Annotated in this window: 27 protein-coding genes and 1 tRNA gene; 7 read left to right on the forward strand and 21 right to left on the reverse strand. The window is 65.9% G+C overall.

Annotated elements, in window-relative coordinates:
• Position 1: 1 nt before the first annotated feature.
• From ACK4SE_RS06970 to ACK4SE_RS07050, 17 genes are all read right to left on the reverse strand, one after another.
• Positions 2–1,486, reverse strand: a complete 1,485-nt coding sequence (locus tag ACK4SE_RS06970) for an NADH-quinone oxidoreductase subunit M (protein ID WP_409690404.1) — start codon at positions 1,484–1,486, stop codon at positions 2–4.
• A 4-nt stretch (positions 1,487–1,490) separates the two neighbouring features.
• Complete coding sequence (gene nuoL, locus ACK4SE_RS06975) at positions 1,491–3,599, reverse strand: NADH-quinone oxidoreductase subunit L (protein ID WP_409690779.1); 2,109 nt, start codon at positions 3,597–3,599, stop codon at positions 1,491–1,493.
• Positions 3,600–3,609: 10 nt separating this feature from the next.
• Complete coding sequence (nuoK, locus tag ACK4SE_RS06980) at positions 3,610–3,915, reverse strand: NADH-quinone oxidoreductase subunit NuoK (RefSeq protein ID WP_292103229.1); 306 nt, start codon at positions 3,913–3,915, stop codon at positions 3,610–3,612.
• Positions 3,912–4,532 carry an NADH-quinone oxidoreductase subunit J gene (locus tag ACK4SE_RS06985; protein ID WP_409690407.1) on the reverse strand — a complete coding sequence of 207 codons (621 nt, stop codon included), beginning with the start codon at positions 4,530–4,532 and terminating at the stop codon, positions 3,912–3,914. The genes nuoK and ACK4SE_RS06985 overlap by 4 nt, the downstream gene beginning before the upstream one ends.
• 123 nt (positions 4,533–4,655) lie before the next feature.
• The gene (nuoI, locus tag ACK4SE_RS06990) at positions 4,656–5,147 is read right to left on the reverse strand and encodes an NADH-quinone oxidoreductase subunit NuoI (RefSeq protein ID WP_409690410.1); all 492 of its coding nucleotides are present in this window, start codon (positions 5,145–5,147) and stop codon (positions 4,656–4,658) included.
• Positions 5,147–5,359, reverse strand: a complete 213-nt coding sequence (locus tag ACK4SE_RS06995; RefSeq protein ID WP_409690412.1) for a hypothetical protein — start codon at positions 5,357–5,359, stop codon at positions 5,147–5,149. The genes nuoI and ACK4SE_RS06995 overlap by 1 nt, the downstream gene beginning before the upstream one ends.
• The gene (locus ACK4SE_RS07000; RefSeq protein ID WP_409690415.1) at positions 5,356–5,583 is read right to left on the reverse strand and encodes a hypothetical protein; all 228 of its coding nucleotides are present in this window, start codon (positions 5,581–5,583) and stop codon (positions 5,356–5,358) included. Before ACK4SE_RS07000 ends, ACK4SE_RS06995 begins: the two co-directional genes overlap by 4 nt.
• Positions 5,583–6,662: an NADH-quinone oxidoreductase subunit NuoH gene (nuoH, locus tag ACK4SE_RS07005; protein ID WP_409690418.1), complete on the reverse strand. Its 1,080-nt coding sequence runs from the start codon at positions 6,660–6,662 to the stop codon at positions 5,583–5,585. The genes ACK4SE_RS07000 and nuoH overlap by 1 nt, the downstream gene beginning before the upstream one ends.
• A 3-nt stretch (positions 6,663–6,665) precedes the next feature.
• Positions 6,666–8,711, reverse strand: coding sequence for an NADH-quinone oxidoreductase subunit NuoG (nuoG, locus tag ACK4SE_RS07010; RefSeq protein ID WP_409690421.1), 2,046 nt, complete (start codon positions 8,709–8,711; stop codon positions 6,666–6,668).
• The gene (locus ACK4SE_RS07015) at positions 8,711–9,103 is read right to left on the reverse strand and encodes a hypothetical protein (protein ID WP_409690424.1); all 393 of its coding nucleotides are present in this window, start codon (positions 9,101–9,103) and stop codon (positions 8,711–8,713) included. The genes nuoG and ACK4SE_RS07015 overlap by 1 nt, the downstream gene beginning before the upstream one ends.
• Positions 9,104–9,403: 300 nt before the next feature.
• On the reverse strand, positions 9,404–10,717 hold the full coding sequence (nuoF, locus tag ACK4SE_RS07020) for an NADH-quinone oxidoreductase subunit NuoF (protein WP_409690427.1): 1,314 nt from the start codon (positions 10,715–10,717) through the stop codon (positions 9,404–9,406).
• A gap of 3 nt (positions 10,718–10,720) precedes the next feature.
• Positions 10,721–10,990: a hypothetical protein gene (locus tag ACK4SE_RS07025; RefSeq protein ID WP_409690782.1), complete on the reverse strand. Its 270-nt coding sequence runs from the start codon at positions 10,988–10,990 to the stop codon at positions 10,721–10,723.
• Positions 10,990–11,658 (reverse strand): NADH-quinone oxidoreductase subunit NuoE, encoded by a 669-nt coding sequence (nuoE, locus tag ACK4SE_RS07030; protein WP_409690430.1) that lies wholly within the window; start codon positions 11,656–11,658, stop codon positions 10,990–10,992. The genes ACK4SE_RS07025 and nuoE overlap by 1 nt, the downstream gene beginning before the upstream one ends.
• Positions 11,655–12,830 carry an NADH-quinone oxidoreductase subunit D gene (locus ACK4SE_RS07035; protein ID WP_409690784.1) on the reverse strand — a complete coding sequence of 392 codons (1,176 nt, stop codon included), beginning with the start codon at positions 12,828–12,830 and terminating at the stop codon, positions 11,655–11,657. Before ACK4SE_RS07035 ends, nuoE begins: the two co-directional genes overlap by 4 nt.
• A gap of 101 nt (positions 12,831–12,931) precedes the next feature.
• Positions 12,932–13,588 (reverse strand): NADH-quinone oxidoreductase subunit C, encoded by a 657-nt coding sequence (locus ACK4SE_RS07040; RefSeq protein WP_409690432.1) that lies wholly within the window; start codon positions 13,586–13,588, stop codon positions 12,932–12,934.
• A complete protein-coding gene (locus ACK4SE_RS07045) occupies positions 13,585–14,196 on the reverse strand; it encodes a NuoB/complex I 20 kDa subunit family protein (RefSeq protein ID WP_409690434.1) in 612 nt (203 codons plus the stop codon). The genes ACK4SE_RS07040 and ACK4SE_RS07045 overlap by 4 nt, the downstream gene beginning before the upstream one ends.
• On the reverse strand, positions 14,166–14,543 hold the full coding sequence (locus tag ACK4SE_RS07050) for an NADH-quinone oxidoreductase subunit A (protein WP_409690437.1): 378 nt from the start codon (positions 14,541–14,543) through the stop codon (positions 14,166–14,168). The genes ACK4SE_RS07045 and ACK4SE_RS07050 overlap by 31 nt, the downstream gene beginning before the upstream one ends.
• Positions 14,544–14,740: 197 nt before the next feature.
• Here ACK4SE_RS07050 and ACK4SE_RS07055 point away from each other — a divergent pair, with 197 nt between their 5' ends.
• The gene (locus ACK4SE_RS07055; protein ID WP_409690440.1) at positions 14,741–16,333 is read left to right on the forward strand and encodes an AbgT family transporter; all 1,593 of its coding nucleotides are present in this window, start codon (positions 14,741–14,743) and stop codon (positions 16,331–16,333) included.
• Between the two features lie 89 nt (positions 16,334–16,422).
• A tRNA-Asp gene (locus ACK4SE_RS07060) sits at positions 16,423–16,499 on the forward strand.
• A gap of 145 nt (positions 16,500–16,644) precedes the next feature.
• Here the strand turns inward: ACK4SE_RS07060 and ACK4SE_RS07065 are convergent.
• The gene (locus tag ACK4SE_RS07065; RefSeq protein WP_409690442.1) at positions 16,645–17,880 is read right to left on the reverse strand and encodes a glycosyltransferase; all 1,236 of its coding nucleotides are present in this window, start codon (positions 17,878–17,880) and stop codon (positions 16,645–16,647) included.
• Between the two features lie 250 nt (positions 17,881–18,130).
• On the opposite strand from ACK4SE_RS07065, the gene ACK4SE_RS07070 reads away from it, so the two are divergent.
• Complete coding sequence (locus tag ACK4SE_RS07070; protein ID WP_409690445.1) at positions 18,131–21,319, forward strand: autotransporter domain-containing protein; 3,189 nt, start codon at positions 18,131–18,133, stop codon at positions 21,317–21,319.
• Positions 21,320–21,371: 52 nt separating this feature from the next.
• Here the strand turns inward: ACK4SE_RS07070 and thiS are convergent, their stop codons facing one another.
• Positions 21,372–21,569, reverse strand: coding sequence for a sulfur carrier protein ThiS (thiS, locus tag ACK4SE_RS07075; RefSeq protein WP_409690447.1), 198 nt, complete (start codon positions 21,567–21,569; stop codon positions 21,372–21,374).
• A gap of 89 nt (positions 21,570–21,658) precedes the next feature.
• Between thiS and aroQ the strand changes: the two genes are divergently transcribed.
• From aroQ to aat, 4 genes are read left to right on the forward strand one after another with little or no spacing between them, the layout of a single operon-like run.
• Positions 21,659–22,123: a type II 3-dehydroquinate dehydratase gene (aroQ, locus tag ACK4SE_RS07080; protein WP_409690450.1), complete on the forward strand. Its 465-nt coding sequence runs from the start codon at positions 21,659–21,661 to the stop codon at positions 22,121–22,123.
• Between the two features lie 27 nt (positions 22,124–22,150).
• Positions 22,151–22,660, forward strand: a complete 510-nt coding sequence (gene accB, locus ACK4SE_RS07085; RefSeq protein WP_409690453.1) for an acetyl-CoA carboxylase biotin carboxyl carrier protein — start codon at positions 22,151–22,153, stop codon at positions 22,658–22,660.
• Positions 22,661–22,663: 3 nt separating this feature from the next.
• The gene (gene accC, locus ACK4SE_RS07090; RefSeq protein WP_409690455.1) at positions 22,664–24,016 is read left to right on the forward strand and encodes an acetyl-CoA carboxylase biotin carboxylase subunit; all 1,353 of its coding nucleotides are present in this window, start codon (positions 22,664–22,666) and stop codon (positions 24,014–24,016) included.
• An 8-nt stretch (positions 24,017–24,024) separates the two neighbouring features.
• On the forward strand, positions 24,025–24,687 hold the full coding sequence (gene aat / locus ACK4SE_RS07095) for a leucyl/phenylalanyl-tRNA--protein transferase (RefSeq protein ID WP_409690458.1): 663 nt from the start codon (positions 24,025–24,027) through the stop codon (positions 24,685–24,687).
• On the opposite strand, the gene ACK4SE_RS07100 is transcribed toward aat, so the two are convergent.
• Together ACK4SE_RS07100 and ACK4SE_RS07105 are read right to left on the reverse strand one after the other, a co-directional pair.
• Complete coding sequence (locus tag ACK4SE_RS07100) at positions 24,654–25,346, reverse strand: DUF2155 domain-containing protein (protein ID WP_409690461.1); 693 nt, start codon at positions 25,344–25,346, stop codon at positions 24,654–24,656. The genes aat and ACK4SE_RS07100 overlap by 34 nt on opposite strands.
• Complete coding sequence (locus tag ACK4SE_RS07105) at positions 25,343–25,738, reverse strand: NADH:ubiquinone oxidoreductase subunit NDUFA12 (RefSeq protein ID WP_409690786.1); 396 nt, start codon at positions 25,736–25,738, stop codon at positions 25,343–25,345. The genes ACK4SE_RS07100 and ACK4SE_RS07105 overlap by 4 nt, the downstream gene beginning before the upstream one ends.
• Positions 25,739–25,933: the final 195 nt, after the last annotated feature.

Below are 25,933 nucleotides of genomic sequence, written 5' to 3' on the forward strand. Positions count from 1 at the left end.
CTTATCCGCCGATCGAGGTCTGATAGGCGGTCGTCACCGCGCTGACCGAAGCCTGGGTGATGTCCAGCACGGCGGCGGGATACACGCCCAGCCAGATCGTGCCGATGATGAGGGGCACAAAGACCAGCAACTCGCGCCGGTCGATGTCGGTGATGGCCTTCAGGGCCGGATTGGTGATCTCGCCGAACATGACGTTGCGGTACAGCGTCAGCGCATAGACCGCCGACAGGATCACGCCCGAGGCCGCGGCGAACACCGCCCAGGTGGAGACCTGATAGGCGCCGACCATGGTCAGCACCTCACCGATGAAGCCCGAGGTGCCGGGCAGGCCCACATTGGCCATAGTGAACATCAGGAAGATGGCCGCGAACCACGGCATGCGCGATGTCAGGCCGCCGTAGAAGGCGATCTCGCGGGTGTGCATCCGGTCATAGACCACGCCCACGCACAGGAAGAGGGCCGAGGAGATCAGCCCGTGGCTGATCATCTGGAACACCGCACCCTGCACTCCCTGATCGTTGCCGGCGAAGATGCCCATGGTCACGAAGCCCATGTGGGCCACAGACGAATAGGCGATCAGCTTCTTGATGTCCGTCTGACGGAAAGCCACCAGCGAGGTGTAGATGATGGCGATCACGGATAGCACCATCACCAGCGGGGTGAAGTACTCGGACGCATCCGGGAACATGGGCAGATTGAAGCGGATGAAGCCGTAGCCGCCCAGCTTAAGCAGGATGCCCGCAAGGATCACAGACCCCGCCGTCGGCGCCTGCACGTGGGCGTCGGGCAACCAGGTGTGCACCGGCCACATGGGCATCTTCACCGCGAACGAGGCGAAGAAGGCCAGCCACAGGAAGGTCTGCACCCCGACCGGCCAGTCATAGGCGGTCAGCTCGGGAATGCTGGAGGTGCCGGCCGTGGTCGCCATGTACAGCATGGCCGCCAGCATCAGCACCGATCCCAGCAGGGTGTAGAGGAACAGCTTGTAGGCCGCATAGATGCGGTTCGCCCCACCCCACACCCCGATGATGATGAACATCGGCACCAGGGTGCCTTCGAAGAAGATGTAGAACAGGAACAGATCCAGCGCCGTGAACACGCCGATCAGCAGCGTCTCCAGGATAAGGAAGGCGATCATGTACTCCGCCACCCGCTCCTTGATGGAGGACCAGCTGGCGATGATGCAGATGGGCAGCAGGAACGCGCTCAGCAGCACGAACAGGATCGAGATCCCGTCCACACCCAGGTGATAGCTGGCCCCGGCGAACCAGGGGACCATCTCCACGAACTGATAGGCGGGGTTCGACGGATCGAACCCGGCCACCAGCACGACCGAGACGGCCAGCACGGCCAGGCTGGCGATCAGGGCGATCCAGCGGGCCGGACCGGCGGCGGCTTCCTCGGACCTGGCCATGACGCGCGCGATCAGCACGGCCAGGGCGCCGACCAACGGCAGGAAGGTGACGATGCTCAGGATGTAGGGCACGGGCTCAGGCTCCCCACGTCGCGATGGCGAAGGCGAGAAGACCCGCCACACCCAGCAGCATCACGAACGCATAGTGATAGACATAGCCGGACTGGACCCTGGCCAGCCGGGCGGCCGATTTCAGCGAGGCCCATGCCGCGCCGTTCGGGCCGAGGCCGTCGATGATCTTCACGTCCCCCACCTTCCAGAAGAAGTCCCCGATGGCCCGGGCGCTCTTGACGAAGATCACGTCGTACAGCTCGTCGAAGAACCACTTGTTGTAGAAGAAGGTGTGCAGGATGTTGCCCCGCTCGGCCATGCGTCGGGCCATGCCTTCCTTCATCACATAGACCCAGAACGCCACGAAGGTGCCCAGCAGGGTCAGCACCACGGGGGCCCACAGCACCCAGCGCGGCACATAGTGACTGTCGTGCAGCACGTGGTTGGCTTCGGCGGTGAAGATCGCCCCACGCCAGAACTCGGCCTCGTGGTGGCCCACGAAGTTGTCGTAGAACACAAAGCCAGCCGCCACCGCGCCGATCGACAGCAGGATCAGCGGGATCAGCATGGTCCACGGGCTCTCGTGCGGCTTCAACGGGCCATGGTGGCCGTGGTCGTCGTGATGAGCGTCATGGTGCGCATCCGTATGCGCGGCCACGGCGTCGTCCATCAGCGGCTCGGTGTGGGTTTCCTTCTGGGCGTCCGTCGCGTGGTCGTCATGATGATGCTCGACCGGCGCGTGCGCGTCCTTCCACACAGGCTTGTTGTGGAAGGTCATGAAGATCAGACGCCACGAATAGTAGGCCGTCAGCCCGGCCGCGAACAGGCCGATGAAGAAGACGAACAGGCCCGCGGGACTGTAGTCCGCCGAGGCGAAGGCGCTCTCAAGGATCGAGTCCTTGGAATAGAAGCCGGCGAAGCCCCACTTCAGCTCGGGAATGCCGAGGCCGGTGATGGCGATGGTGCCGATCATCATCGCGCCGTAGGTGATGGGCAGCAGCCTGGCCAGCCCGCCCATGTTCCGCATGTCCTGCTCGTGGTGCATGCCATGGATCACCGAGCCCGCGCCCAGGAACAGCAGCGCCTTGAAGAAGGCGTGGGTGAACAGGTGGAACATGGCGGCCTGATAGGCGCCGACGCCCGCCGCGAAGAACATGTAACCCAGCTGCGAACAGGTCGAATAGGCGATGACCCGCTTGATGTCGTTCTGCGCCAGACCGACGGTGGCGGCGAACAGGGCGGTGATGCCGCCGATGATGGCCACGATCAGCGACGCGGTCGGCGCGTACTCATAGATCGGCGACAGCAGGCAGACCATGTAGACGCCGGCCGTCACCATGGTGGCGGCGTGGATCAGCGCCGACACGGGCGTCGGGCCCTCCATGGCGTCGGGCAGCCAGGTGTGCAGGAAGAACTGGGCCGACTTGCCCATGGCGCCGATGAACAGCAGGAACGCCGCCAGATCCAGCGCCGACCAGCGCTGGCCGATGAAGTCCCAGCCCGCGCCCGACTGGGCCGCGATCAGCGGGAACAGCTCGGCGAACTTGATGGTGCCGAACATCCAGAACACGGTGATGATGCCCAGCACGAAGCCGAAGTCGCCCACCCGGTTGACGACGAAGGCCTTGATGGCGGCGGCGCTGGCGGTCGGCTTCTTGTACCAGAACCCGATCAGCAGATAGGACGCCAGCCCCACGCCTTCCCAGCCGAAGAACAGCTGCATGAAGTCGGCGGCCGTCACCAGCGCCAGCATCATGAAGGTGAACAGGGACAGATAGGCGAAGAAGCGCGGCCGGGAGTCGTCCTCGGCCATGTAACCCCAGGAATACAGGTGCACCAGCGACGATACCGAGGTCACCACCACCAGCATCACCGCCGACAGGGCGTCCACCCGCACCGACCAGGTCGACTGGAAATCGCCCACATTGATGAAGGGGAACAGCTCAACCGTGAAGGCCTCCATGTGCCCCCAGGTGTGCTGGCCGAACACCACCCAGGCGATGATGCACGACACGAATAGCAGGCCTGTGGTCACCGCCTGTGAGGCGATGTTGCCGATGCGGCGGCCGAAGAAGCCGGCGATGACTGCGCCCAGCAGCGGGGCGAAGACGCCGATTGTGACGAGGGTCTCGATGGTCACGCGGTCAGCCCTTCATCATGGACGCGTCATCCACGGCGATATCGCCGCGGTTGCGGAAGAAGGTCACCAGGATGGCTAGGCCGATGGCCGCCTCAGCGGCGGCGACGGTCAGGATGAACATGGCCATGATCTGCCCTGAGATGTCGTTCAGATAGGCCGAGAAGGCGACGAAATTGATGTTCACCGACAGCAGGATCAGCTCGATCGACATCAGGATGATGATGATGTTCTTGCGGTTCACGAAGATGCCGAACACCCCGATGGTGAACAGGATCGCGGCGACCGCCAGATAGTGCGGCAGACCGATCATTTCAGATCCTCCAGGGTGACGCCCTTGCCGCTCTCGACCTGGACGTTGGCGTAGGCGTCGGACTGGCGCCGGTTGACCTGGCGACCGATGTCCTGACGCTTGATGTTGGGCTTGTAGCGCAGGGTCAGGACGATGGCGCCGATCATGGCCACCAGCAGCACCAGACCCGCCGCCTGGAAGATGTAGACGTACTCGGTGTAGAGCACCCGCCCGATGGCCTCGACGTTCGACACGTCCGTGGCCGGGATCAACTCGGCGCCGCGCGCCGCGCCGCCCTGGGCCGCCGCCACCGCCACCACGATCATCTCGGCCAGCAGGATCAGGCCCACGATGGCCGCCAGCGGGAAGTATTTCGCATAGCCCTCGCGCAGCTGCACGAAGTCCACGTCCAGCATCATGACGACGAACAGGAACAGCACCGCCACGGCGCCGACGTAGACGACCACCAGCAGCATGGCCAGGAACTCGGCCCCCAGCATCACGAACAACCCGGCGGCCGAGAAGAAGGTGGTGATCAGCCACAGCACCGAATGCACGGGATTCCTGGCCGTAACGACCAGCAACGCCGACACCACGCTTACCGTAGCCAGCAGATAGAAGGCGATCGCCTGTATCATCGGCGGGACCAAGCCCCTCTCAAAAACCGTACGGAGTCCGGGACGCCCCGAAGTCCTTGTGAAATCCCCTGCCCGCCCCCGAAGGCGACGCGGCAGACCTGATGCCTGGAATCGGCGCCCCTCTTATCGGTAGGGGGCGTCCAGTTCCAGATTCTTCGCGATCACCCGCTCCCAACGATCCCCGTTGGCCAGCAGGCGGTCCTTGTCGAAATACAGCTCCTCGCGCGTCTCTGTGGCGTATTCGCTGTTCGGCCCCTCCACGATGGCGTCCACCGGGCAGGCCTCCTGGCACAGGCCGCAGTAGATGCACTTCACCATGTCGATGTCATAGCGCGTGGTGCGGCGGCTGCCGTCCGAGCGCGGCTCGGACTCGATGGTGATAGCCTGGGCCGGGCAGATGGCCTCGCACAGCTTGCACGCGATGCAGCGTTCCTCGCCGCTGGGATAGCGGCGCAGGGCGTGCTCGCCCCGGAAGCGCGGCGACTGCGGCCCGCGCTCGAACGGATAGTTCACCGTCGCCTTGGGCCTCATCATGTACTTGAGCGACAGGCCGACGGCGCCGATCACGTCGATCAGCAGCGCGCCCTTCACCGCCTGTCCGATACGGTTCAACATCACTCGGTCTCTCTCAGGTCGGCGCACTCGCGGGCGAAGCGCTCGCTGTCGGGGTTCATGGTGCGGCAGCGCTCCACGCGCTGGGCATGGGCGCGCTCGATGCCGTCCTGGCGGCGCTCCCACTGATAGACGGACGTAGGCTCCGCCTCATAGGGCGCGCACGAGGCCAGCAGGCCCGCCGCGATCAGTCCCGTGACGATCCGCATGCTCATCTGGGCACCCCGTCACGACATTGGCGGTCGTCGCGCTTCACGCCCGTCTCGCCCATCTGACAGCGGCGCAGGCGTTCGGCCTCGGCGCCCGCGCGGGCTTCCTGGCGTTCCAGCGCCACCTCGGCCGGAATAGGCGCGGGCGTCAACAGGGGCCCGAACACCACGGGCCCGCAGCCGGTCAGCAGCACCGCACAGACGACAGTCACGGGCAGACCGGTGCGCATCAGATCGCGCCCCCGAACACCCGCCACGCGGCCACCAGCACCACGGCTGCCAGCGAATAGGGCAGGAACACCTTCCAGCCCAGGCGCATCAGCTGGTCGTAGCGGTAGCGGGGCACGAAGGCCTTCACCATGGCGATCATGGCGAACCAGAACACCGTCTTGAAGAGGAAGACCCCGAAGTAGAACAGGTTCGCCAGGAACTGCGGCGCGCCGTCCAGGAAGGGCGTCGGGAAGCCCGGGTTCCACCCGCCGAAGAACAGCAGGGTGATCATGGCGCACATCAGCACGATGTTGGCGTACTCGCCGATCATGAACAGCAGGTACGGCGTGGACGAGTATTCCACCTGATACCCGGCCACCAGTTCGGACTCCGCCTCGGGCAGGTCGAAGGGCGGGCGGTTGGTCTCGGCCAGCGCCGAGATGAAGAACACGATCGACATGGGGAACATGAGGATCAGCAGCGGCAGGTTGGCGAGGCCGCCGCCGAAGGCGTGCCAGTTCCAGATCCAGCCGGCCTGATTGTCCACGATGGTGGTCAGGTTCATGCTGCCGGCCAGCAGGATCACCGTGACGATGATCAGGCCCAGCGACACTTCATAGCTGACCATCTGGGCCGCCGAGCGCAGCGAGCCCAGGAACGGGTACTTCGAGTTGGAGGCCCAGCCGCCCATGATGATGCCGTAGACGCCCAGCGACGACACGGCGAACAGGTAAAGCACGCCCACGTTCAGGTCCGACACCACCCATCCGGGGGCGAACGGGATCACGGCCCAGGCGATGAAGGCCAGGACGAAAGTCAGCAGCGGCGCCAGCAGGAACACGATCTTGTCCGCGCCCGCCGGAACCACGATCTCCTTCAGCACGAACTTGAAGAAGTCGGCGAAGGACTGCAGCAAGCCGAACGGCCCCACCACATTGGGCCCCTTGCGCATCTGCACGCCCGCCCAGATCTTGCGGTCGGCCAGCAGCAGGAACGCCAGCGAGATCAGGATCCCGACGGTGACCAGCAGGATCCCGCCCGCGGTCATCAGGGTCCAGCCAACCGGCGTGCTCCAGAACGATGTCGTGGTCGCTTCCATCACTTACTCCGCCGCCATCAGCTGGGGCGCCGAACGCTGGGCCGACAGTTCGGCCATGGTCTCGGACGCGCGCGCGATCGGGTTGGTCAGATACGGGTCCTTCAGGGCCGGGGCGAACACCATGTCGCCCAGCTCGCCCCTGGCGCCCAGCTTGTCGACGGCGAACACCCGCGCCGGGGCCAGATAGTCCACCCGGCCGAAGGTCGGATGATCGGCCATCAGCACGGCCCGCAGCTGGTTCAGGCTGTCATACGGCAGGGTCTGGCCCAAGCGCTCCGACAGGGCCCGCAGGATGGCCCAGTCTTCCTTGGCCTCGCCCTTGGGGAACACGACCCGCTCGGTCATCTGCACCCGGCCCTCGGTATTCACATAAAGGCCCGACTTCTCGGTATAGGCCGCGCCCGGCAGGATCACGTCCGCCCCGTGGGCGCCCGCGTCGCCGTGGCTGCCCAGATAGATCTTGAAGGCCCTGGACTGCGACGCGTCGATCTCGTCGGCGCCCAGCAGGAACAGCACGTCCACCGCGCCCTTCTGCACCATCTCCACCGCCGACAGGCCGCCTTGGCCGGGCGTGAAGCCCATATCCAGACCGCCCACCCGCGCCGCCGCATTATGCAGCACGTTGAAGCCGTTCCAGCCGTCCGCAACCACACCAACCTTGGCCGCCAACTTGCCCAGCGCGCCCAGAACCGCCGGACCCGTCTCGCCGGTCAGGGCGGCGGAGCCGACGATGATCGCCGGACGCTCGGCCCTGGTCAGAAGGTCCATGGCCGCCTTGGGCAGCTTGCCGACCGTCTTGGTCCCGGCGCCCAGATACTGATAGCCGTAGGTCAGCTCGGCCTGCTCGCCGATCACCATCACCTCGGTGCGGCCCGCCAGCCAGCCCTTGCGGATGCGGGCGTTCAGCAGGGGCGCCTCGACGCGCGGATTGACGCCCACCATCAGGATGGCGTCGGCGTTCTCGATGCCCGCCAGACCGCTGTTGAACAGCCAGCCCTCGCGCTCGGTCCCGCCCAGCGCCGCGCCGTCCTGGCGGCAGTCGGTGTTGGCCGACCCCAGCGCCCGGAACAGGTCCAGCGTCGCCTTCATCGACTCCGCGTCCTGCAGGTCACCGGCGATGGCGCCGATCTTCTCGGGCTTGGCCGCCTTCAGCTTGCCGGCCACGACGCCCAGCGCCTCGTCCCAGGTGGCGGGGCGCAGCTTGCCGCCCTCACGCACCCACGGGCGGTCCAGACGGCGCTTCGTCAGCCCGTCCACCACATAGCGGCTGCGGTCAGACAGCCATTCCTCGTTGATGCCCTCGTGCACCCGCGGCAGCACGCGCATGACCTCGGAGCCCCGGCTGTCGGCGCGGATGTTGGAGCCCAGGGCGTCCATGACGTCGATGGTTTCGGTCTTCTTCAACTCCCACGGGCGGTAGTGGTACTGCCACGGCCGGTGCGTCAGGGCGCCCACGGGGCACAGGTCGTTGACGTTGCCCGACAGTTCGGAGTCCACCGACTTTTCCAGATAGGTGGTGATCTCGGCGCTCTCGCCGCGAGAGATCATGCCGATGTCCGGCACGCCCGCCACCTCGGTGATGAATCGCACACAGCGCGTGCACTGGATGCAGCGCGTCATGAAGGTCTTGATGGTCGGACCCATGTGCTTTTCTTCGACCGCGCGCTTGTTCTCGGCATAGCGCGAGGCGTCCCGGCCGAAATACATCGACTGGTCCTGCAGGTCGCATTCCCCGCCCTGGTCGCAGATCGGGCAATCCAGCGGGTGGTTGATCAGCAGGAACTCCATCACCCCCTTGCGGGCCTTCTCGACCATGGGGGTGTTGGTGAAGATCTCCTGCCCGTCGGCAGCCGGCAGGGCGCACGAGGCCTGCGGCTTGGGCGGCCCCGGCTTCACCTCGACCAGACACATGCGGCAGTTGCCGGCGATGGACAGCCGCTCATGATAGCAGAAGCGCGGAATCTCCTGCCCCGCCTTCTCGGCGACCTGGAGCACGGTCATGCCGGGCTCGAACTCGACTTCTACGCCGTTGACCTTGGCGACGGGCATCAGCGGGCCTCTTCTTCAACATTCACAGACACCTGGGTCTGCGAACTCGTCCCATCCGGGAGGGTCTGGATGATCGTGATCCGGTCGGTCTCGCGCACATAGCGGACGATCGGATCGGCAAGTCCGGTGCGCCAAACCTGAGCCGCGGGGTCCGGCAGTCCTGTCAGGCGCCACACCACCACATCCCCCTCGACGCGGCACTGGGCCTGGGCGCGGCCCCCGTCCACCGGCGCGCGCCAGGACAGGTTCACGGCCTCGCCTTCGTCCAGCGTCTCGACGCCGTCCACATCGATCAGAGCCACCGGCAGTTCGTTCACCGTGGCGATGGCCGCGCGGCACACGTCGCGCAGCCCCGCCTGATCCAGGGGCTCGGGCGAGGCCTGGGTCACCACGGTCGGCTCGGCCGCCGTCTCCGGAGCCGAAGCAGGCTCCTCAGCCTGACCGCAGGCGGCGAGCGTCAGGGCGGCGGCGACAACCGCGATCCTTCTCCCGATGGGAGAAGGGGGAACCCGCGCACTGGACCGCGCAGCGGGCGGGTCCTGGCGCGGGGGATGAGGGTCGGATGCTTCAGAAGCAACCACCGGACCCTCACCCTGCGCGCGAAGAAGCGAGCCGCTGTCGCAGCTCCCTGCGCGCAGCCCTCTCCCATCGGGAGAGGGACGCCTTGATCTGGAAACGCGAAGTCCCATCCCCTACTCCGCCGCGATCGAATGGCCGGCGTAGGCGCCGCGCGCGTTGCGATAGCTGCTGATGCGGTCCTCGATCTCGTGGCGGAAGTGCCGGATCAGGCCCTGCACCGGCCATGCCGCGGCGTCGCCCAGGGCGCAGATGGTGTGCCCTTCCACCTGACCGGCCACGTCCAGCAGCAGGTCGATTTCCGACGGATCGGCATCGCCCACGGACATGCGCTCCAGCACCCGCCACATCCAGCCGGTGCCCTCGCGGCAAGGCGTGCACTGGCCGCAGCTCTCGTGCTTGTAGAAATAGGCGATGCGGGCGATGGCCTTCACCAGATCGGTGGACTGGTCCATCACGATCACCGCCGCCGTGCCCAGACCCGAGCGCATGTCGCGCAGGCTGTCGAAGTCCATCAGGGCCGATTCCGCCATCTCGCGGGTGATCATCGGCACAGACGACCCGCCGGGGATGATGGCCTTAAGGTTGTCCCAGCCGCCCCGCACGCCGCCGCAGTGATCCTCGATCAGCTGGCGCAGCGGAATGGACATGGCCTCTTCCACATTGCATGGGCGGTTCACGTGGCCCGAGATCGACATGATCTTGGTGCCGGTGTTGTTCGGACGGCCGAAGCCCGCGAACCATTCGGCCCCGCGGCGCAGGATCGTGCCCACGACCGCAATGGACTCCACATTGTTCACCGTGGTGGGACAGCCATAAAGGCCCGCACCCGCCGGGAACGGCGGCTTCAGCCGCGGCTGGCCCTTCTTGCCCTCGAGCGACTCCAGCAGAGCCGTCTCCTCGCCGCAGATATAGGCGCCGGCGCCGTGGTGGATATAGACGTCGAAATCCCAGCCGTGGACGTTGTTCTTGCCGATCAGGCGGGCGTCATAGGCCTGCTTGACCGCCGCCTCCATGCGCTCGCGCTCCAGCACATATTCGCCGCGCAGATAGATGTAGCAGGCGTGCGCCTGCATGGCGAAGCTGGCGATCAGGCACCCTTCGATCAGCAGGTGCGGATCGTGGCGCATGATCTCCCGGTCCTTGCAGGTGCCCGGTTCGGATTCGTCGGCGTTGACCACCAGATAGTGCGGCCGGTCCTTCACTTCCTTGGGCATGAAGGACCACTTCAGCCCGGTCGGGAAACCGGCGCCGCCCCGGCCGCGCAGGCCCGAGTTCTTGACGTTGGTGATGACCCAGTCGCGGCCCAGCGCCAGCATGTCCGCCGTCGCGTTCCACGCACCGCGCGTCTTCGCCCCATCCAGCGTCCAGTCATGGAAGCCGTACAGGTTGGTGAAGATGCGGTCCTTGTCTTCGAGAATGCCGACCATGTCTTACAGTCCCTGCGCCATGCGGCGCTTGTGGTGGCGCGTCCGAAGGAACGTCGCGGTCAGAAACAGAACCCAGCCGATGGCCAGGGCGCCGTAGCCCCAGACCTGGGCGCTCTCGGTCAGGCCGGCCCAACCGCGGGTGGAGCCCCACAGCACGAAGGCGCCGATCACGATGAACACCAGCCCGCCCCAACGGTACGGCCGCGCCACGCCATTCAGCTCGTCGCGATAGGCCTTGCGGCCCTGGGCGCTGTCCAGATCCACCCTGTCCATCACGCCGGCTCCTTCGCCGGCTCGCTGTTGGGCACCTTCTTGATGGGTCTGGCCGCCGACCCGTCGTACAGCTTGGGATCGTTCAGGGTCGTGGCCCCGCCCTCGGGCTCCGACGAGGTGCGGCCCACATAGGAGCCGGCCTTGGGCGCCTTGCCCGCGGCGAAGTCGTCGATGATCTGGGCCAAAATCTCCGGCGTCAGGTCTTCGAAATAGTAGTCGTTGATCTGGGCCATGGGCGCGTTGGCGCAGGCGCCCAGGCACTCCACTTCCTGCCAGGTGAAGCGGCCGTCGGCCGACAGATGGTCCTTGGCCCCGATCTTCTCGCGGCAGGTGGCCATCAGCTCATTGGCCCCGCGCAGCATGCACGGCGTGGTGCCGCACACCTGGATCAGGGCGGTCCGGCCCACCGGTTCCAGCTGGAACATGGTGTAGAAGGTCGCCACCTCCAGCACCCGGATGTAGGGCATGGCCAGCAGCTCGGCGATGGCGCGCAGGGCGGGCTCGGAGACCCAGCCTTCCTGCTTCTGCACCAGCCACAGGATCGGGATCACCGCCGAAGCCTTCCGCTCCGCCGGATATTTGCTCATCCACCAATCGGCCTTCTTCTTCGTGTCCTTCGAAAAGGCGAACGAGGCCGGTTGTTCTTTTGCCAGACGTCGGACGCTCATCGGTCCACCTCTCCGAACACGATGTCGAGCGAACCCAGAATGGCGGACACGTCGGCCAGCATGTGGCCGCGGTTCATCCAGTCCATGGCCTGCAGGTGCTTGAAGCCGGGCGCCACGATCTTGCAGCGGTACGGCTTGTTGGTGCCGTCGGACACCAGATAGACGGCGAACTCGCCCTTGGGGGCCTCGACCGCCGCATAGACCTCGCCGGCCGGCGTATGGAAGCCCTCGGTGTACAGCTTGAAGTGATGGATCAGCGCTTCCATCGAGCGCTTCATCTCACCCCGGCGCGGCGGCACGACCTTGTTGTTCTCGGTCATCACCGGGCCGCGGAAATTGCGCAGCTTGTGGATGCACTGCTCCATGATCCGCACCGACTGCTTCATCTCCTCGATGCGGCAGAGGTATCGATCCCAGCAGTCGCCGTTCTTGCCCACGACGATGTCGAATTCCATCTCGGCGTAGCATTCGTACGGCTGGGACTTGCGCAGGTCCCACGGAATGTCCGAGCCGCGCAGCAGCACGCCCGAGAAGCCCCACGCCAGGGCCTCATCCTTGGACACCACGCCGATGTCCACGTTGCGCTGCTTGAAGATGCGGTTCTCGGTGACCAGGCTCTCGATGTCCTTCAGGGCCGCCGGGAAGGCCTCGCACCACTTCGAGATGTCGTTGATCAGGTCGTCGGGCAGGTCCTGGTGAACGCCGCCGGGACGAAAATAGTTGGCGTGCAGGCGCGAGCCCGAGGCGCGCTCATAGAACACCATCAGCTGTTCGCGCTGCTCGAAGCCCCACAGCGGCGGGGTCAGGGCGCCCACGTCCATGGCCTGGGTGGTGATGTTCAGCAGGTGGCTGAGGATCCGGCCGATTTCCGAGTACAGCACCCGGATCAGCTGGGCCCGGTATGGCACCTCGATGTCCACCAGCTTCTCGATGGCCAGGCAGAACGCGTGCTCCTGGTTCATCGGCGCCACATAGTCGAGGCGGTCGAAGTACGGGATGTTCTGAAGGTAGGTCCGCGCCTCCATCAGCTTTTCCGTGCCCCGGTGCAGCAGGCCGATGTGCGGGTCCACCCGCGTCACCACCTCCCCGTCCAGATCCAGCACCAGACGCAGCACCCCGTGCGCGGCCGGGTGCTGAGGCCCGAAATTGATGGTGAACTTGCGGTCGTCCATGTCCTTCACCGGCGCGGCGAAGGCGACAGCGCCGGTTTCCAGCGCCGTCTCGTCTCGCGCGTCCAGGTCGGCCTTGCGCACCGTGTCGTGACCGTCAGCCATTACGCCTTGCCTCCGCTGGGCTTGCCGGCCGAGCCGATCGCCTTCTCGTCGCCCGGCAGCACCGGCGCGGCATACTCGGCGCCTTCCCACGGCGACAGGAAGTCGAAATTCCGGAACTCCTGCTGCAGACGCACGGGTTCATAGACCACCCGCTTCTGCGCCTCGTCGTAGCGGACCTCCACATAGCCGGTCATGGGGAAGTCCTTGCGCAGGGGATAGCCCTGGAAACCGTAGTCGGTCAGCAGCCGGCGCAGGTCCGGGTGGCCCGAGAACAGCATGCCGTACATGTCGAACGCCTCGCGCTCGAACCAGTCCGCCACCGGATAGACGCCGGTGATGCTGGGCACGGGCGCGCGCTCGTCGGTCATGACCCGCACGCGCACCCGCAGGTTCTTCGTCAGCGACAGCAGGTGATAGACCACGTCGAAGCGCTCGACCCGCTCGGGATAGTCCACCCCGGCCAGATCGGTCATCTGCTGGAACTCGAACTGGTCGCGCAGCGTCGTCATCACCGCCACGATGTCGTCGCGGCGCGCCTCAATGGTCAGTTCGCCGAACGCCACGCTCCAGCCGGTCACGGCCTTGCCGCTCGCCTTCTGAATGGCGCGGCCCAGTGTGCCGAGCGCCTTGTCCGCCTTGCTCATCACATCGGTCATCGGTCGATCGTCCCGGTGCGGCGAATTTTCTTCTGCAGCTGCAGCAGCCCGTACAGCAGCGCCTCCGCCGTCGGCGGGCACCCCGGCACATAGACGTCCACAGGTACAACGCGGTCACAACCGCGAACAACACTGTAACTATAGTGGTAGTACCCGCCGCCGTTGGCGCACGAACCCATCGAAAGCACGTAACGCGGATCCGGCATCTGGTCGTAAACCTTGCGCAAAGCCGGAGCCATCTTGTTGGTCAGGGTGCCGGCCACGATCATCAGGTCCGACTGACGCGGGCTGGCGCGCGGAGCCATGCCGAAGCGCTCCATGTCATAGCGCGGCATGGACGCCTGCATCATCTCCACGGCGCAGCACGCCAGGCCGAAGGTCATCCACATCAGGCTGCCGGTGCGAGCCCAGGTGATGACGTCGTCCAGCGGCGCGGTGATGAAGCCGCGCTGGTCCAGCTCATCGCTGACCTGCTCGAAGAAGCGATCATGTTTCTTGGGATCGTATCCCTCGACCGTCGAGCGGGCGCCGTCGCCGTATGCGGGCGGCAACACCAGGCCCGAGGCCGTCTTTGCGGTCACTGCCATTCCAGGGCCCCCTTCTTCCATTCGTAAAGGAACCCGATGGCCAGCACGCCCAGGAACACAATCATCGACCAGAAGGCGAACACCATGTGCTCGCCGGGCATGCCCATCATCGCCACCGCCCAGGGGAACAGGAAGGCGATTTCGAGATCAAAGATGATGAACAGGATCGACACCAGATAGAACCGCACGTCGAACTTCATCCGCGCATCGTCGAAGGCGTTGAAGCCGCACTCATAGGCGGACAGCTTTTCCGTGTCGGGATTCTTGGGCGCCAGCACCCAGGCGGCGAGCATGAACCCGAGCCCAAGCACCGTCGCGATCCCGAAGAAGACCACGATCGGCAGATATTCCAGAAGAAATTCGTTCATCGAGACCACGCCTGGTTCGCCGGGGGAGGCGGCGGATTCGGGCGTCTTCTAGACCCAAGACGCCAGCGGTTCAAACCCATGTCGCATAAGGATTTTATTGAGAACGGTTCGCAACCTTGAGGGTTGATTTTTCACCTTAACGCCTCTCCCTTTGGGTCGAACAGGCCTGACAGGCTGAAGATCGGGAAAATGGGCGCATGGGCATCGGCAACTGGCTGCTGAACGGCATCGAGAAAGCGGGCAACAAGCTGCCCGACCCGGTGTTCATCTTTGTGTGGCTCATCGCCATCCTGATGGGCGTCAGCGTGTTTGCCGCCTATTCGGGCTGGGCTGCGGTCAATCCCATCACCGCCGAACCCATCATCGCGGAAAATCTGCTGTCATCGGACAACCTCCGCCGACTGCTGGTGGAGATGCCGCGAACCCTGACCGGCTTCGCCCCCCTGGGCTATGTGCTGGTGGTCATGCTGGGCGCAGGGGTGGCCGAACGTACGGGCCTCTTCTCCGCCGCCATGCGCGCGGGCGTGCGTCGGGCGCCGACCGCGCTCCTGACCCCCATCGTCATCTTCATCGCCATCCTGAGCAGCCACGCAGTGGATGCGGGCTATGTGGTCCTGGTGCCCCTGGCCGGCGTGCTCTACGCGGCGGCGGGCCGTCACCCCATCGTCGGTATTTCCGCCGCCTTCGCGGGGGTTTCCGCCGCCTTCTCGTCCAACATCGTGCCGGGCCAGCTGGACGTGCTGCTGCTGGGCATCACCGAGACGGCCGCCCATCTGATTGATCCCTCCTGGCAGATGAACCCGGCCGGCAACTGGTTCTTCATCATCGCCATGACCTTCATGTTCGTGCCGCTGGGCTGGTGGGTGACGGACAAGATCATCGAACCCCGTCTGGGCAAGTGGACGCCCTCCGCCGATTCACCGATCAAGCTGGAAGAAGGCGAACTGGGCCCGCGCGAGCGCAAGGGCCTGATCTGGGCTGGCCTCGTGCTGCTGCTGGTCATCGCCGCCTGGGCGGCCATGCTGCTGGCCCCCGGCGCGCCGCTCTATGATCCTGAAGGTGCGGACCCCGCCGCGCGCATGGCGCCCTTCTTCAACTCTCTTGTGGCGGCCTTCTTCACCCTCTTCATCGCCACCGGCGCCGCCTACGGCGTCGCTGCGGGCACGGTGACGACGCACCGCGACATCGTGCGGATGACTTCCCAGGCCATGGCCGACATGGCGCCCTATGTGGTGCTGGCCTTCGTGGCGGCCCACTTCGTGGCCATGTTCAACTGGTCGAACCTCGGGGCGATCATGGCCATCGGCGGCGCCGAGGTCATCAGCCAGTCCGGCCTGAACACCTTCGGCCTGCTGGTCGCCCTGGTCCTGGTGAGCGGCTTCATCAATTTGTTCGTGGGATCCGCTGCCGCCAAGTGGGCCATGCTGGCCCCGGTGCTGGTGCCCATGCTGATGCTGCTGGGAATCAGCCCCGAAATGACGACGGCCGCCTACCGCATGGGCGATTCGGTCACCAACATCATCACGCCCCTGATGGTCTATTTCCCGCTTGTGCTGGCCTTCTGCCAACGGTGGGACAAGGACTTCGGTCTGGGCAGCCTGATGGCGCTCATGGTGCCCTACTCTCTCGTCTTCATGATCTTCGGCACCCTGATGACCGGCGCCTGGGCGGCCATGGCCCTGCCGCTGGGCCCGGGCGTGGGTGTCCACTACGACATCCCGACCCCGGCCGAGGCGTCGCAGGTCGTCAATCCGATGGGTCCGGCGGCGCCGGAATCCGACGCACGGTAATTTCGTGACTCATGCCGCTTGACGGCGCGAGGGGCGCCGCCTAAACGACGCCCCTCGCCGCGACGCACTGCTTCGCGCCGAGGGAATACGCGGGTGTAGCTCAGTTGGTTAGAGTGCCGGCCTGTCACGCCGGAGGTCGCGGGTTCGAGCCCCGTCACTCGCGCCATTCCTTCTCTCGAGGGAATGGCGCTTTTCGTTTCCCCCACAGTCAGCCGTAAATCACGCCTTTCTCCGCGCCAGGCCGGCGCGTGGCAAGGCGTGGCGAGGGCTTTCTCGCGTTCTGCGAATTCCTGCGTTTGAGTCTGACCGTCCTAGTGGACCGGATAGGCCTGCTTCGGCTGCACGAAGGCCGGCTGGCCGCTGACGTCGCCATAGACCATGCACAGGTCCTCGAAGACCCGCCCCCAGGAAAACCGTTCGACCGCCCGCAGCCGCGCCGCCTGGCCGATGGCCTCGACGTCGCGCGCGAAAAGGGCCTCTACGGCGGCTGCAAAAGCGACCGGCTCGGCGGCCTCGGCCAGTTCGCCGACTTCGCGGTCCACCGTCTCCGCCACGCCGCCGGCGTTCACCCCCACCACAGGGCGGCCACAGGCCATGGCCTCCAGCACGATCAGGCCGAATGGCTCGCGGTCGTTGGCGTGAACGAAGGCGTCGCAGCTGGCCACGATCCGCGCCACGGCTCGGGGATCTGTTTCGTAGGGCAGCGAGATCACTCGATCCTCGCGGGGCAGGCCCATGCCCGCGCCCACCAGCACCAGATGATACGGCGCGCCCAGCTTCTGGACCGCCCGGATCAGGACATCGATGTTCTTCTCCCGTGCCGGCCGCCCGGCGAACACCAGCAGCCGCGCGTCGGAATTAAGGCCCAACTGCTTCAGCAGGCCGGCCCGGTCGGCGCGCTCCGGTCGGAAGGTATCGATCTCGACCCCCAGGGGCTGGACCACGATATTGGCCACCCTCGCCTCTTCGAGCCGCCGGGCGATGTAGCGACTGGGCGAAACGACCCGGTCAAACTGGCAGAACAGCTTCGACCAGCGCTTCTCCACGGGCTTCTTCGCCCATTCGCCGAAATGCAGTGCCGCCAGGGCGGCGGGGTCCGAGTGACAGAATCCGATCACCGGACAGCCGGCCCGCTGCCCGGCCTCCAGCGCCGCCTGTCCCGGGGTATAGGGGTCGCCCGCCTCGATCAGGTGGGGGTTGGTGGCCGCCACCCATGCGCTCCAGCGCTTGATGGATGTGGGCCAGCGATAGCCGTCGCCGAACGGCAGCTTGGGCGCCTGCAGGGTCACCAGACCCGCCCTGGCGTGATAACGCGCGCCTGGCACGACAAGCGTGTGCGCCACTTCTGGCCGATTGGCCTCAAGCCAGCCCTTCTTGGCCAGCAGGTAACGCTTCACCCCGCCGGAACGGGGCGCATAGAGCATGGTCGTGTCGACCATCCGGATCCTGGAATCAGACGAAGAGCCCTTCACGGTGCTGAAGGTGTTCGCGACCTTCTCGTCCCGGCCGGGAATCAGCTGAACTTCGCTTTCCTGGACGTCGATCATTTCCTGCTCCGCCTTGACGACGAGGCTTAACGCCAAGCGTGAATGATGGATGCGTGCGCCTGGCTGTGACGATGGTCAAGCTTTCTTGGGGCCATTAATGCGTCGCATGGCTTTGCACGTCGGCCCCATCACCTCTATGAGGGATCGGCCTTGCAATCGCCTCAAATTCGAGAAATTTGAGGCGTGTCGTTCCGTCCCGACCTCGGGGCCAGATGTATTTGGGCGCGCGCCGCCAAGGGGTTCCTGATCCATGCGTAAATTGCTCGCGACCGCCGTCGCGCTCGCCCCTCTGGCCATCGCCGCCGGAGCCGTCCAGGCCGACACCACGATCTCGAACTCGCGCACCACGCCGATTCTGACCGCCAACGCCAATAATGGTGCGGCAGATAATGTGATCATCGCAAACGGTGGATCGATCCGCGTTACGTCCGGCGTCGCGGCGACGTTGAACTCTGACCACGACATCACGATCAACCAGGGCGGTTCGATCGTGATGGAAAACGCCGCCAATGGCGCGACGGCCATCCTGGCCCAGGGTGGAAGGGCGGGATCCATCGTCGTGGGCGGCAGTATCTCGATAACCGAGGACTACGAGGCCAAAGACACCGACAATGATGGGGACCTCGACGGACCATTCGCCACAGGCGAGAATCGCTATGGCATTCGCGTCACAGGCGCGCAGGCGCTTGATGGCGATCTGACCCTTAGCCGCCAGGGCTCGATCCGGGTCGAGGGCAACAACTCTTATGGCATTTCCAATGAAGGCGGCCTCACCGGCGATCTGGTTTCGCGCGGCTCAATCTCCATCCTTGGAGATGACTCCTATGCCGTGCGCAGCACCGGCGACGTTGCCGGCGACGTCTGGGTTGGGGGCAGCATCAGTGTCCAGGGCGAGAACTCTGTCGGCCTTTCTCTGGAAGGCGACATCGACGGGGCTGTCCGGATCGACGGAACGATCGTAGCGACGGGCTTCCGTTACACGGCCCGACCGACCAACCAGGAGGCTCTGGAGGGGCTGGACCCCGATGACTTGCTGGCTGGCGGACCCGCCGTACGTATCGCCAGCGACGTCAGCGGCGGCGTGCTCCTGGCCACTGTCGCCCCGCCGGTGGAAGACGACGACGACGACGACGAGGAAAACCCGGATACCGACGGCGACGGCGTGCCCGACGCCGAGCAGACAACCGCCAGCATAACCGTTTTTGGCTCTGCGCCCGCGCTGGAGATCGGTTCCGCGACCCGGGATGTAACGCTCGGCGTGGTCGGCGACGGTGACATGGCCTACGGCTTTATCAACCGTGGAGGAATAACCGCCAACGGGCTTTATGACGGGTTTGAGGCCACCGGCATCCTCATTGGGGTGGACGGCGGCCAGGCGGTTACGATCGACGGCGGCTTCCGCAATGAAGGCGGGGTCAGTGCGCAGTCCCGTGAAGCCAGCGCGACCGCGGTACGCTTCGCCGACGGATCTGGAACGCCGACGGTCTATAACTCTGGCACGCTCAGCGCCGTAGCTGTCAGCGAGGGCGCCGATGAGGCGACAGCCCTGCTCGTTGAATCGGGAGCTACCCTGCCGTCACTTTATAACGCCGGTCGGATTCAGGCCGGGTTCACCGGCCTGACGGGAGACGCTGTTGCGATCCGGGACCTCAGCGGTTCTCTCACCTCGATCGACAACATTGGCATCATCCAGGCCGTGACAGCCGGGGTCGCCGATGATGATGGCGTATTGCAGAACCCGGGCGGCGACCAGATAGCCATCGACGTCAGCGCGAATACGACGGGCTTCACCCTCAGGCAGCTCGTGCTTGACACCGATCCTGACGATCCACCCGCCAGCGGCATCACCGAGCCGATCATCGCCGGAAATATCCTGCTCGGGTCGGGCGCCGACACGCTGGACATCCGCGACGGATTTGTTTTCGGCGACATCGATTTCGGAGCTGGAGCGGACACCCTTCTGATCAGCGGCGACGCGGAGGTCCGCGGAGCCCTGTCGGGAACCGGCGGGCTGCTGTCGATCAATGTGGCCAGCGGGTTGCTGGATGCTCGACAGGCTTCGATGCTGGATATCAGCAACCTGTCGGTCGGCGCCGAAGGCGACCTGATCGTCACTATCGATCCCACGGCGGGCACCTCGGGTGGTTTCAATGTCTCGGGGACCGCAACGCTCGCCGATGGTGCAGGCCTTGGTGCACGGTTCACCTCGCTTGTGGATGATCCATCGCGCTATGTGGTGATCGAAGCCGGTGTCCTGGACATCGGCAACCTCGACGAAACCTCGCTTGAAGAGAACTCTCCATTCCTTTTTGTCGTCGAGGCTGGCGCTGACCAGGCCGCCGGGCAGGTCTATCTGGATGTCCGCCGTCGTACGGCGGATGAGATCGGCATGATCGCCTCCGAAACCGCTGCCTATGACGCGGTGTATGACGCGCTTCGGGACGACGAAGAGCTGCGCGAAGCCTTCCTGAACCAGAACAGCCGCGAAACCCTGCTGGGGCTGTACGAGCAGATGCTGCCCGATCACTCGGGCGGCGCCCTGATCTCCCTGGCCACCGGCGTCGATGCGGTGACCCGCGCCCTCTCCGGCCGCAACAACAGCGCGGCTCGCGGAGAAACCAGCGCCTGGCTCCAGGAGATTAATTTCTACGCCGACAAGGAAACAGGCGACGCCTACGGCTTCAAGTCCGAGGGCTTCGGCTTTGCCGGCGGCGTCGAGCGGGGAACAAGCTTCGGCGCTATCGGGGTCTCCACTGCCTTCACCTCGTCTGACCTCGAGGATCCGGCGGCTGCAGCCGAGGAGCGCCTGTCCGCCAGCCTGATCGAGTTGGGCCTGTACTGGCGCGCGCAAGGCGGCAACTGGACCACCTGGGCCCGCGCGGCCGGCGGCTACGCCTCGTTCGAGTCGGTGCGCCAGTTCGTCGGCGAGGGCATCCTTCGCCGTGCCGACGCCGACTGGAATGGCTACACGGTCACGGCTGCGGCCGGCGCGTCCTACGAGCGCAATTTCGGCCGTTACAGCCTGCGCCCCGAAGTGATTGTCGAGTACTTCGGCCTCAATGAGGACGGCTTCGAGGAAACGGGGGGCGGCGACGGCTTCGACCTCGCCGTCGAGGACCGCGAAGGCCACATCTTCTCCTCCACCGCGGCCCTGAACTTCGGCATGGGCTTTGGCGAGAACCAGTGGCTCCGCCCGGAGATTCGCGTCGGATGGCGCCAGATCATCTCTCACGACGGCGGCATCACCACGGCCCGATTCCTGAGCGGCGGCTCGCCGTTCGACCTGGCGGCCGACAGCCTGGAAGGCGGGGGCCCCATCGTCGGCCTGCGACTGAACGTTGGCAACGATCTTGGCATGCTGGCCATCGAGGCGGATGCGGAGTTCCTGGACGATTACGTCCGCTACGCCCTGTTGCTGCGGGCGAGCTTCCGGTTCTGATCAGGCCCGAAGGCCGACGGCGGCCGAGTTCGGAATCCCGGCAGGCGGGGGGTCAGCCCCCGCCCACCAGCTGGACGATCTCGATCCGGTCGCCGTCCGCCAGCGCCGTTTCGGGGTGCAGGGACCGGGGCACGATCTCCAGGTTTCGCTCGACGGCCACGTTTTTCGGGTTCAGGCCGAGCATCTCGACCAAATCCAGAATGGTCCCCGCCTCAACCTCGCGGGGTTCGCCGTTGACTTCGATACGCATGACGTCAGGTCAGCCTCTTCTGCGGCGGCACTTTGCCCCAGCCGCGCGTTCGGTTAAAAGGCCGCCCGGAATCGCGAGCGGCGGAGCCCATGGCCCGATCTGACATCATCTACGTGCTGAACGGGCCCAACCTCAACCTGCTGGGGCAGCGCGAGCCGGAAATCTATGGACGTCAGACTCTGTCCGACATCGAGGCCCTGTGCCGGGCCGCCGCGCCGGACGCTGAAATCGTCTTTCACCAGTCCAACCATGAGGGCGAACTGGTGGACTGGATTCACCAGGCGCGCGGCAAGGCCTCGGCGCTCGTGATCAACCCGGCCGCCTTTACCCACACTTCGGTGGCCCTGCTGGATGCCCTCAAGACCTTGGACATTCCGGTCATTGAGTGCCATTTGAGCAATCCTGCGGCGCGGGAGGAGTTCCGGCGCCATTCCTATGTTTCGCTGGCCGCGACCGGCGTCATTTCGGGCCTTGGCCCGCACGGCTACGAGCTGGCGGTCAGGTCCGCCTTGCGGCTGGCGCAGGAACGCGCCGGCGGTTCGGCTCGTTCTTAAAGACTCACACGAAGGCTTATCGACCTCATGGCTGACAGCAAGACCGACAAGAAATTGCCGAACGACCCGGCGGGCGAGATCGACACGGCGCTGGTGCGCCAGCTGGCCGACATCCTCAACGACACCGAGCTGACCGAGATCGAGGTGGAGCGCGGCGATCTGAAGATTCGCGTGGCCCGCGAGCTGACCGTGGCCGCCGCCCCGGTCCAGTACGCCGCTGCCCCGGTTCACGCGGCTCCGGCCCCGGCCGCCGCCCCCGTCTCCATGCCGTCGGACCCGGCCACCATCGTCGCGCGCAAGGGCGAAGAGGTGAAGTCGCCCATGGTCGGCACCGCCTATCTGAAGCCCTCTCCGGAGGCCCCGCCCTTCGTGCAGGCGGGCGACAAGGTCAAGAAGGGCCAGACCCTGCTGATCGTCGAGGCCATGAAGACCATGAACCCGATCTCCGCGCCCCGCGACGGGGTGGTGGTCGACATCATGGTCGGCGACGCCCAGCCGGTGGAATTCGGCGAAGCCCTCGTCCTGCTCGAGGAGTAGGGCATGTTCACCAAGGTCCTGATCGCGAACCGGGGCGAAATCGCCCTGCGGATCCATCGTGCCTGCAAGGAGATGGGAATCTCCACCGTGGCGGTGCACTCCGAGGCGGACCGGGGCGCCATGTGGGTGCGTCTGGCCGACGAGAGCGTCTGTATCGGCCCGGCCCCAGCGGCCAGGTCCTATCTGAATATCCCCTCGATCATCGCCGCGGCCGAGATCACCGGCGCCCAGGCCATCCACCCCGGCTATGGCTTCCTGTCGGAGAACGCCCGCTTCGCCGAGATCGTCGAAGCCCACGGCATGACCTTCATCGGGCCGCGCCCCGATCACATCCGCATCATGGGCGACAAGATCACCGCCAAGCAGACGGTGCTGGAGGCGGGTATCCCCTGCGTGCCCGGCTCGGACGGTGAAGTGGAAACCGTCGAGGCGGCCATCGAGGCGTCAAAGGCCATCGGCTTCCCGCTTATCGTCAAGGCGGCTGCGGGCGGCGGCGGACGCGGCATGAAGGTGGCACTGACTGCCGACGACCTGGTCGAGGCCGTCCAGACCGCCCAATCGGAGGCCCTGGCCGCCTTCGGCAACGGCGCGGTCTACATGGAGCGCTACCTCCAGAAGCCCCGCCACATCGAGATCCAGGTCATCGCCGACAGCCACGGCAACGTGGTCCATCTGGGCGAGCGCGACTGCTCCCTGCAGCGACGTCACCAGAAGGTGCTGGAGGAGGCGCCCTCCCCGGCCCTGACGGCGAAGGAGCGCGCCGCCATCGGCGAGACGGTCAACAAGGCCATCGGCAAGATCGGCTATCTGGGCGTCGGCACCATCGAGTTCCTGTGGGAGGACGGCGAGTTCTTCTTCATCGAGATGAACACCCGCCTGCAAGTTGAGCATCCGGTTACGGAAATGATCACCGGGGTCGACCTGGTGCGCGAGCAGATCCGCATCGCCGCCGGCTTGCCGCTCAGCTTCACCCAGGACGAGGTCACCTTCGACGGCCACGCCATCGAGGTGCGCATCAACGCCGAGAATTCCGAGACCTTCACCCCGTCGCCGGGTCTGGTGAAAGATTTCCACGCCCCGGGCGGCCTGGGTGTGCGGCTGGATAGCGCCCTCTACGCCGGCTATACGATCCCGCCCTACTATGACAGCCTGATCGGCAAGCTGATCGTGCACGGCCGCGACCGCGCCGAATGCGTGGCCCGTCTGAAGCGCAGCCTCAATGAGATGGTCGTTGGCGGCATCGACACCACCATTCCCCTGTTCCAGAAGCTGTTGAACGAGCCCGACATCCTGTCTGGCGACTACGACATCCACTGGCTGGAGAACTGGGCCAGGCGCCAGAAGGGCGAGGGCTGATCGGGGCCATGCCCCCTTTCGGACCGGACGAGCTTCTGGCCGCCTATGCCGCCGGCGTTTTTCCCATGGCGGACAGCCGCAACGACCCGGAAATCTATCTGGTCGAGCCGCAACTGCGGGCCGTCCTGCCGCCGGACTGTTTCCGCCTGTCGGCGCGGATGGCGCGCACCGTGCGGAATGATCGTTTCGCCGTCACCGTCAGCACCGACTTCGAGGCGGTGCTCGACGCTTGCGCGGCGCCCGGGCCGGGCCGCGAGGACACCTGGATCAACGCCGCAATCCGCCAGCTCTACCTGACCCTGCACGCGCGTGGCGCGGCGCACAGCGTAGAGTGCCGCATCGACGGTGAACTGGTCGGCGGCCTCTACGGCGTGACCCTGGGCGGCGCCTTTTTCGGCGAAAGCATGTTCAGCCGGGTGACCGACGCGTCAAAGGTCGCGCTCGTCCATCTGGTGGCGCGGATGAAAAAGGGCGGATGGCGGCTGCTGGACGCCCAGTTCATGACCGACCACCTGTCGCAGTTCGGTTTCGTGGAAACGCCGCAGGCCGCCTATCTGCGGGCGCTCAGGGACATTCTGGATGTGACGCCCGATCTCGCCGCCCTCATGGCGCCGTTGACCGGCGCGCAAGCCGTCGACTACGCCCGGCAGCCCACGACCCAGGCGTCATAATTGGGGTGCTGCAACGGATTGACCGCCGGAGCCGAGGCGAACATCCAGCCCCTGAACACCTGTCGCGCCTGCGTCGGCTGGTTGGTGCCGCTGGGCTGGGAGCGGATCTCCAGGTAGGCAGCGGCCTCGACCTGCGGGTCGTCGTCGGCATTTACCTCGCAGGCCCGCGCCGTGAAGATCAGGCTATTGCGAAAGCGGACGGGCGGTCCCCCCACACGCACCTCGAAGCGCATGGTCTCGGCCGTGGTCTTGTCCAGCGCCTGGATAATGGCCACGGGGCGACGCTCCCGGGCGGGCGGCTCCCCCGGTTCTTCCAGCGTCTCCGGACCGCCGGTGTCGGCTTCGGCGAGTTCCGTATCCGGCGTTTCGTCTTCCTCGACCGCCTCGGCCTGTTCCACAGGTGCGGCGGGACGGGGCTGGGCCTGGATCAAGGCGCCCGGCGGCGCCCGATTCAGGGCCTCGGTGGCGCGACGGGCGGCGTCCTGCTCCTGCTGCTGCCGGATCAGGATATCCGCCACGGGATCGGACGATGCCGGTTGCTCAGACTGGGGAGCCGGCTGGGCGTCCTGCGGCTGCTGTTCGGTCTGGGCCACGCCGATTCCGGCGGCCGCCAGTCCGATGGCCACGACGCCCGCCAGAAGTCTGCCGCGACGGGTCATCCCTCGGGCGTCCAGGGCTGGTAGTCGCCCGTGGCCGCGGGGCGGCGGCCCTCCGACGCCAGCGAGCCCTTGGGACGCCAGGCCATGGGCGTTCCGGTCAGGTTGGGCAGGTGCGGGCGCTCCCACGACCGGCGCGGCAAGCCGCCCTCGGCCGGCGGCTCGTCGAAGGTGTAGCGCAGCCACCCGTGCCAGTCGGGCGCGACCTTGGTCGCCTCGGCGTAGCCGTCGTAGATCACCCAGCGGCGCTTGCGGCCGTCGTAGCTGGTGGTGTCCCGGGACTGGTAATAGCGGTTGCCGAACTCGTCCGTGCCCACCAGCTCTCCGCGCTTGGCGACGGTGAACAGGGTGCCGATGGTGGCCCCGTTCCACCAGGTGAAGGTCTTGGCCAGCAGGTTCAGCACTTGGGACGCTTTCGTGATGGGAGACGGGGCGGCGACGCACCCCTTGAACGGCCGCGAATATAGAAACCGCGCCGCCCCGCGTCCAGCATTCCGATCGTGGCCGGTATTCGCAATATGTTGTGGGTAAGCGGCCGCGAGTAACCACATTTATTGTCGTGCCCACGGTGATGGCCGTAATCTCCGGCC

This window comes from Brevundimonas sp., assembly GCF_046293315.1.
In the GTDB taxonomy this organism is placed as follows: domain Bacteria; phylum Pseudomonadota; class Alphaproteobacteria; order Caulobacterales; family Caulobacteraceae; genus Brevundimonas.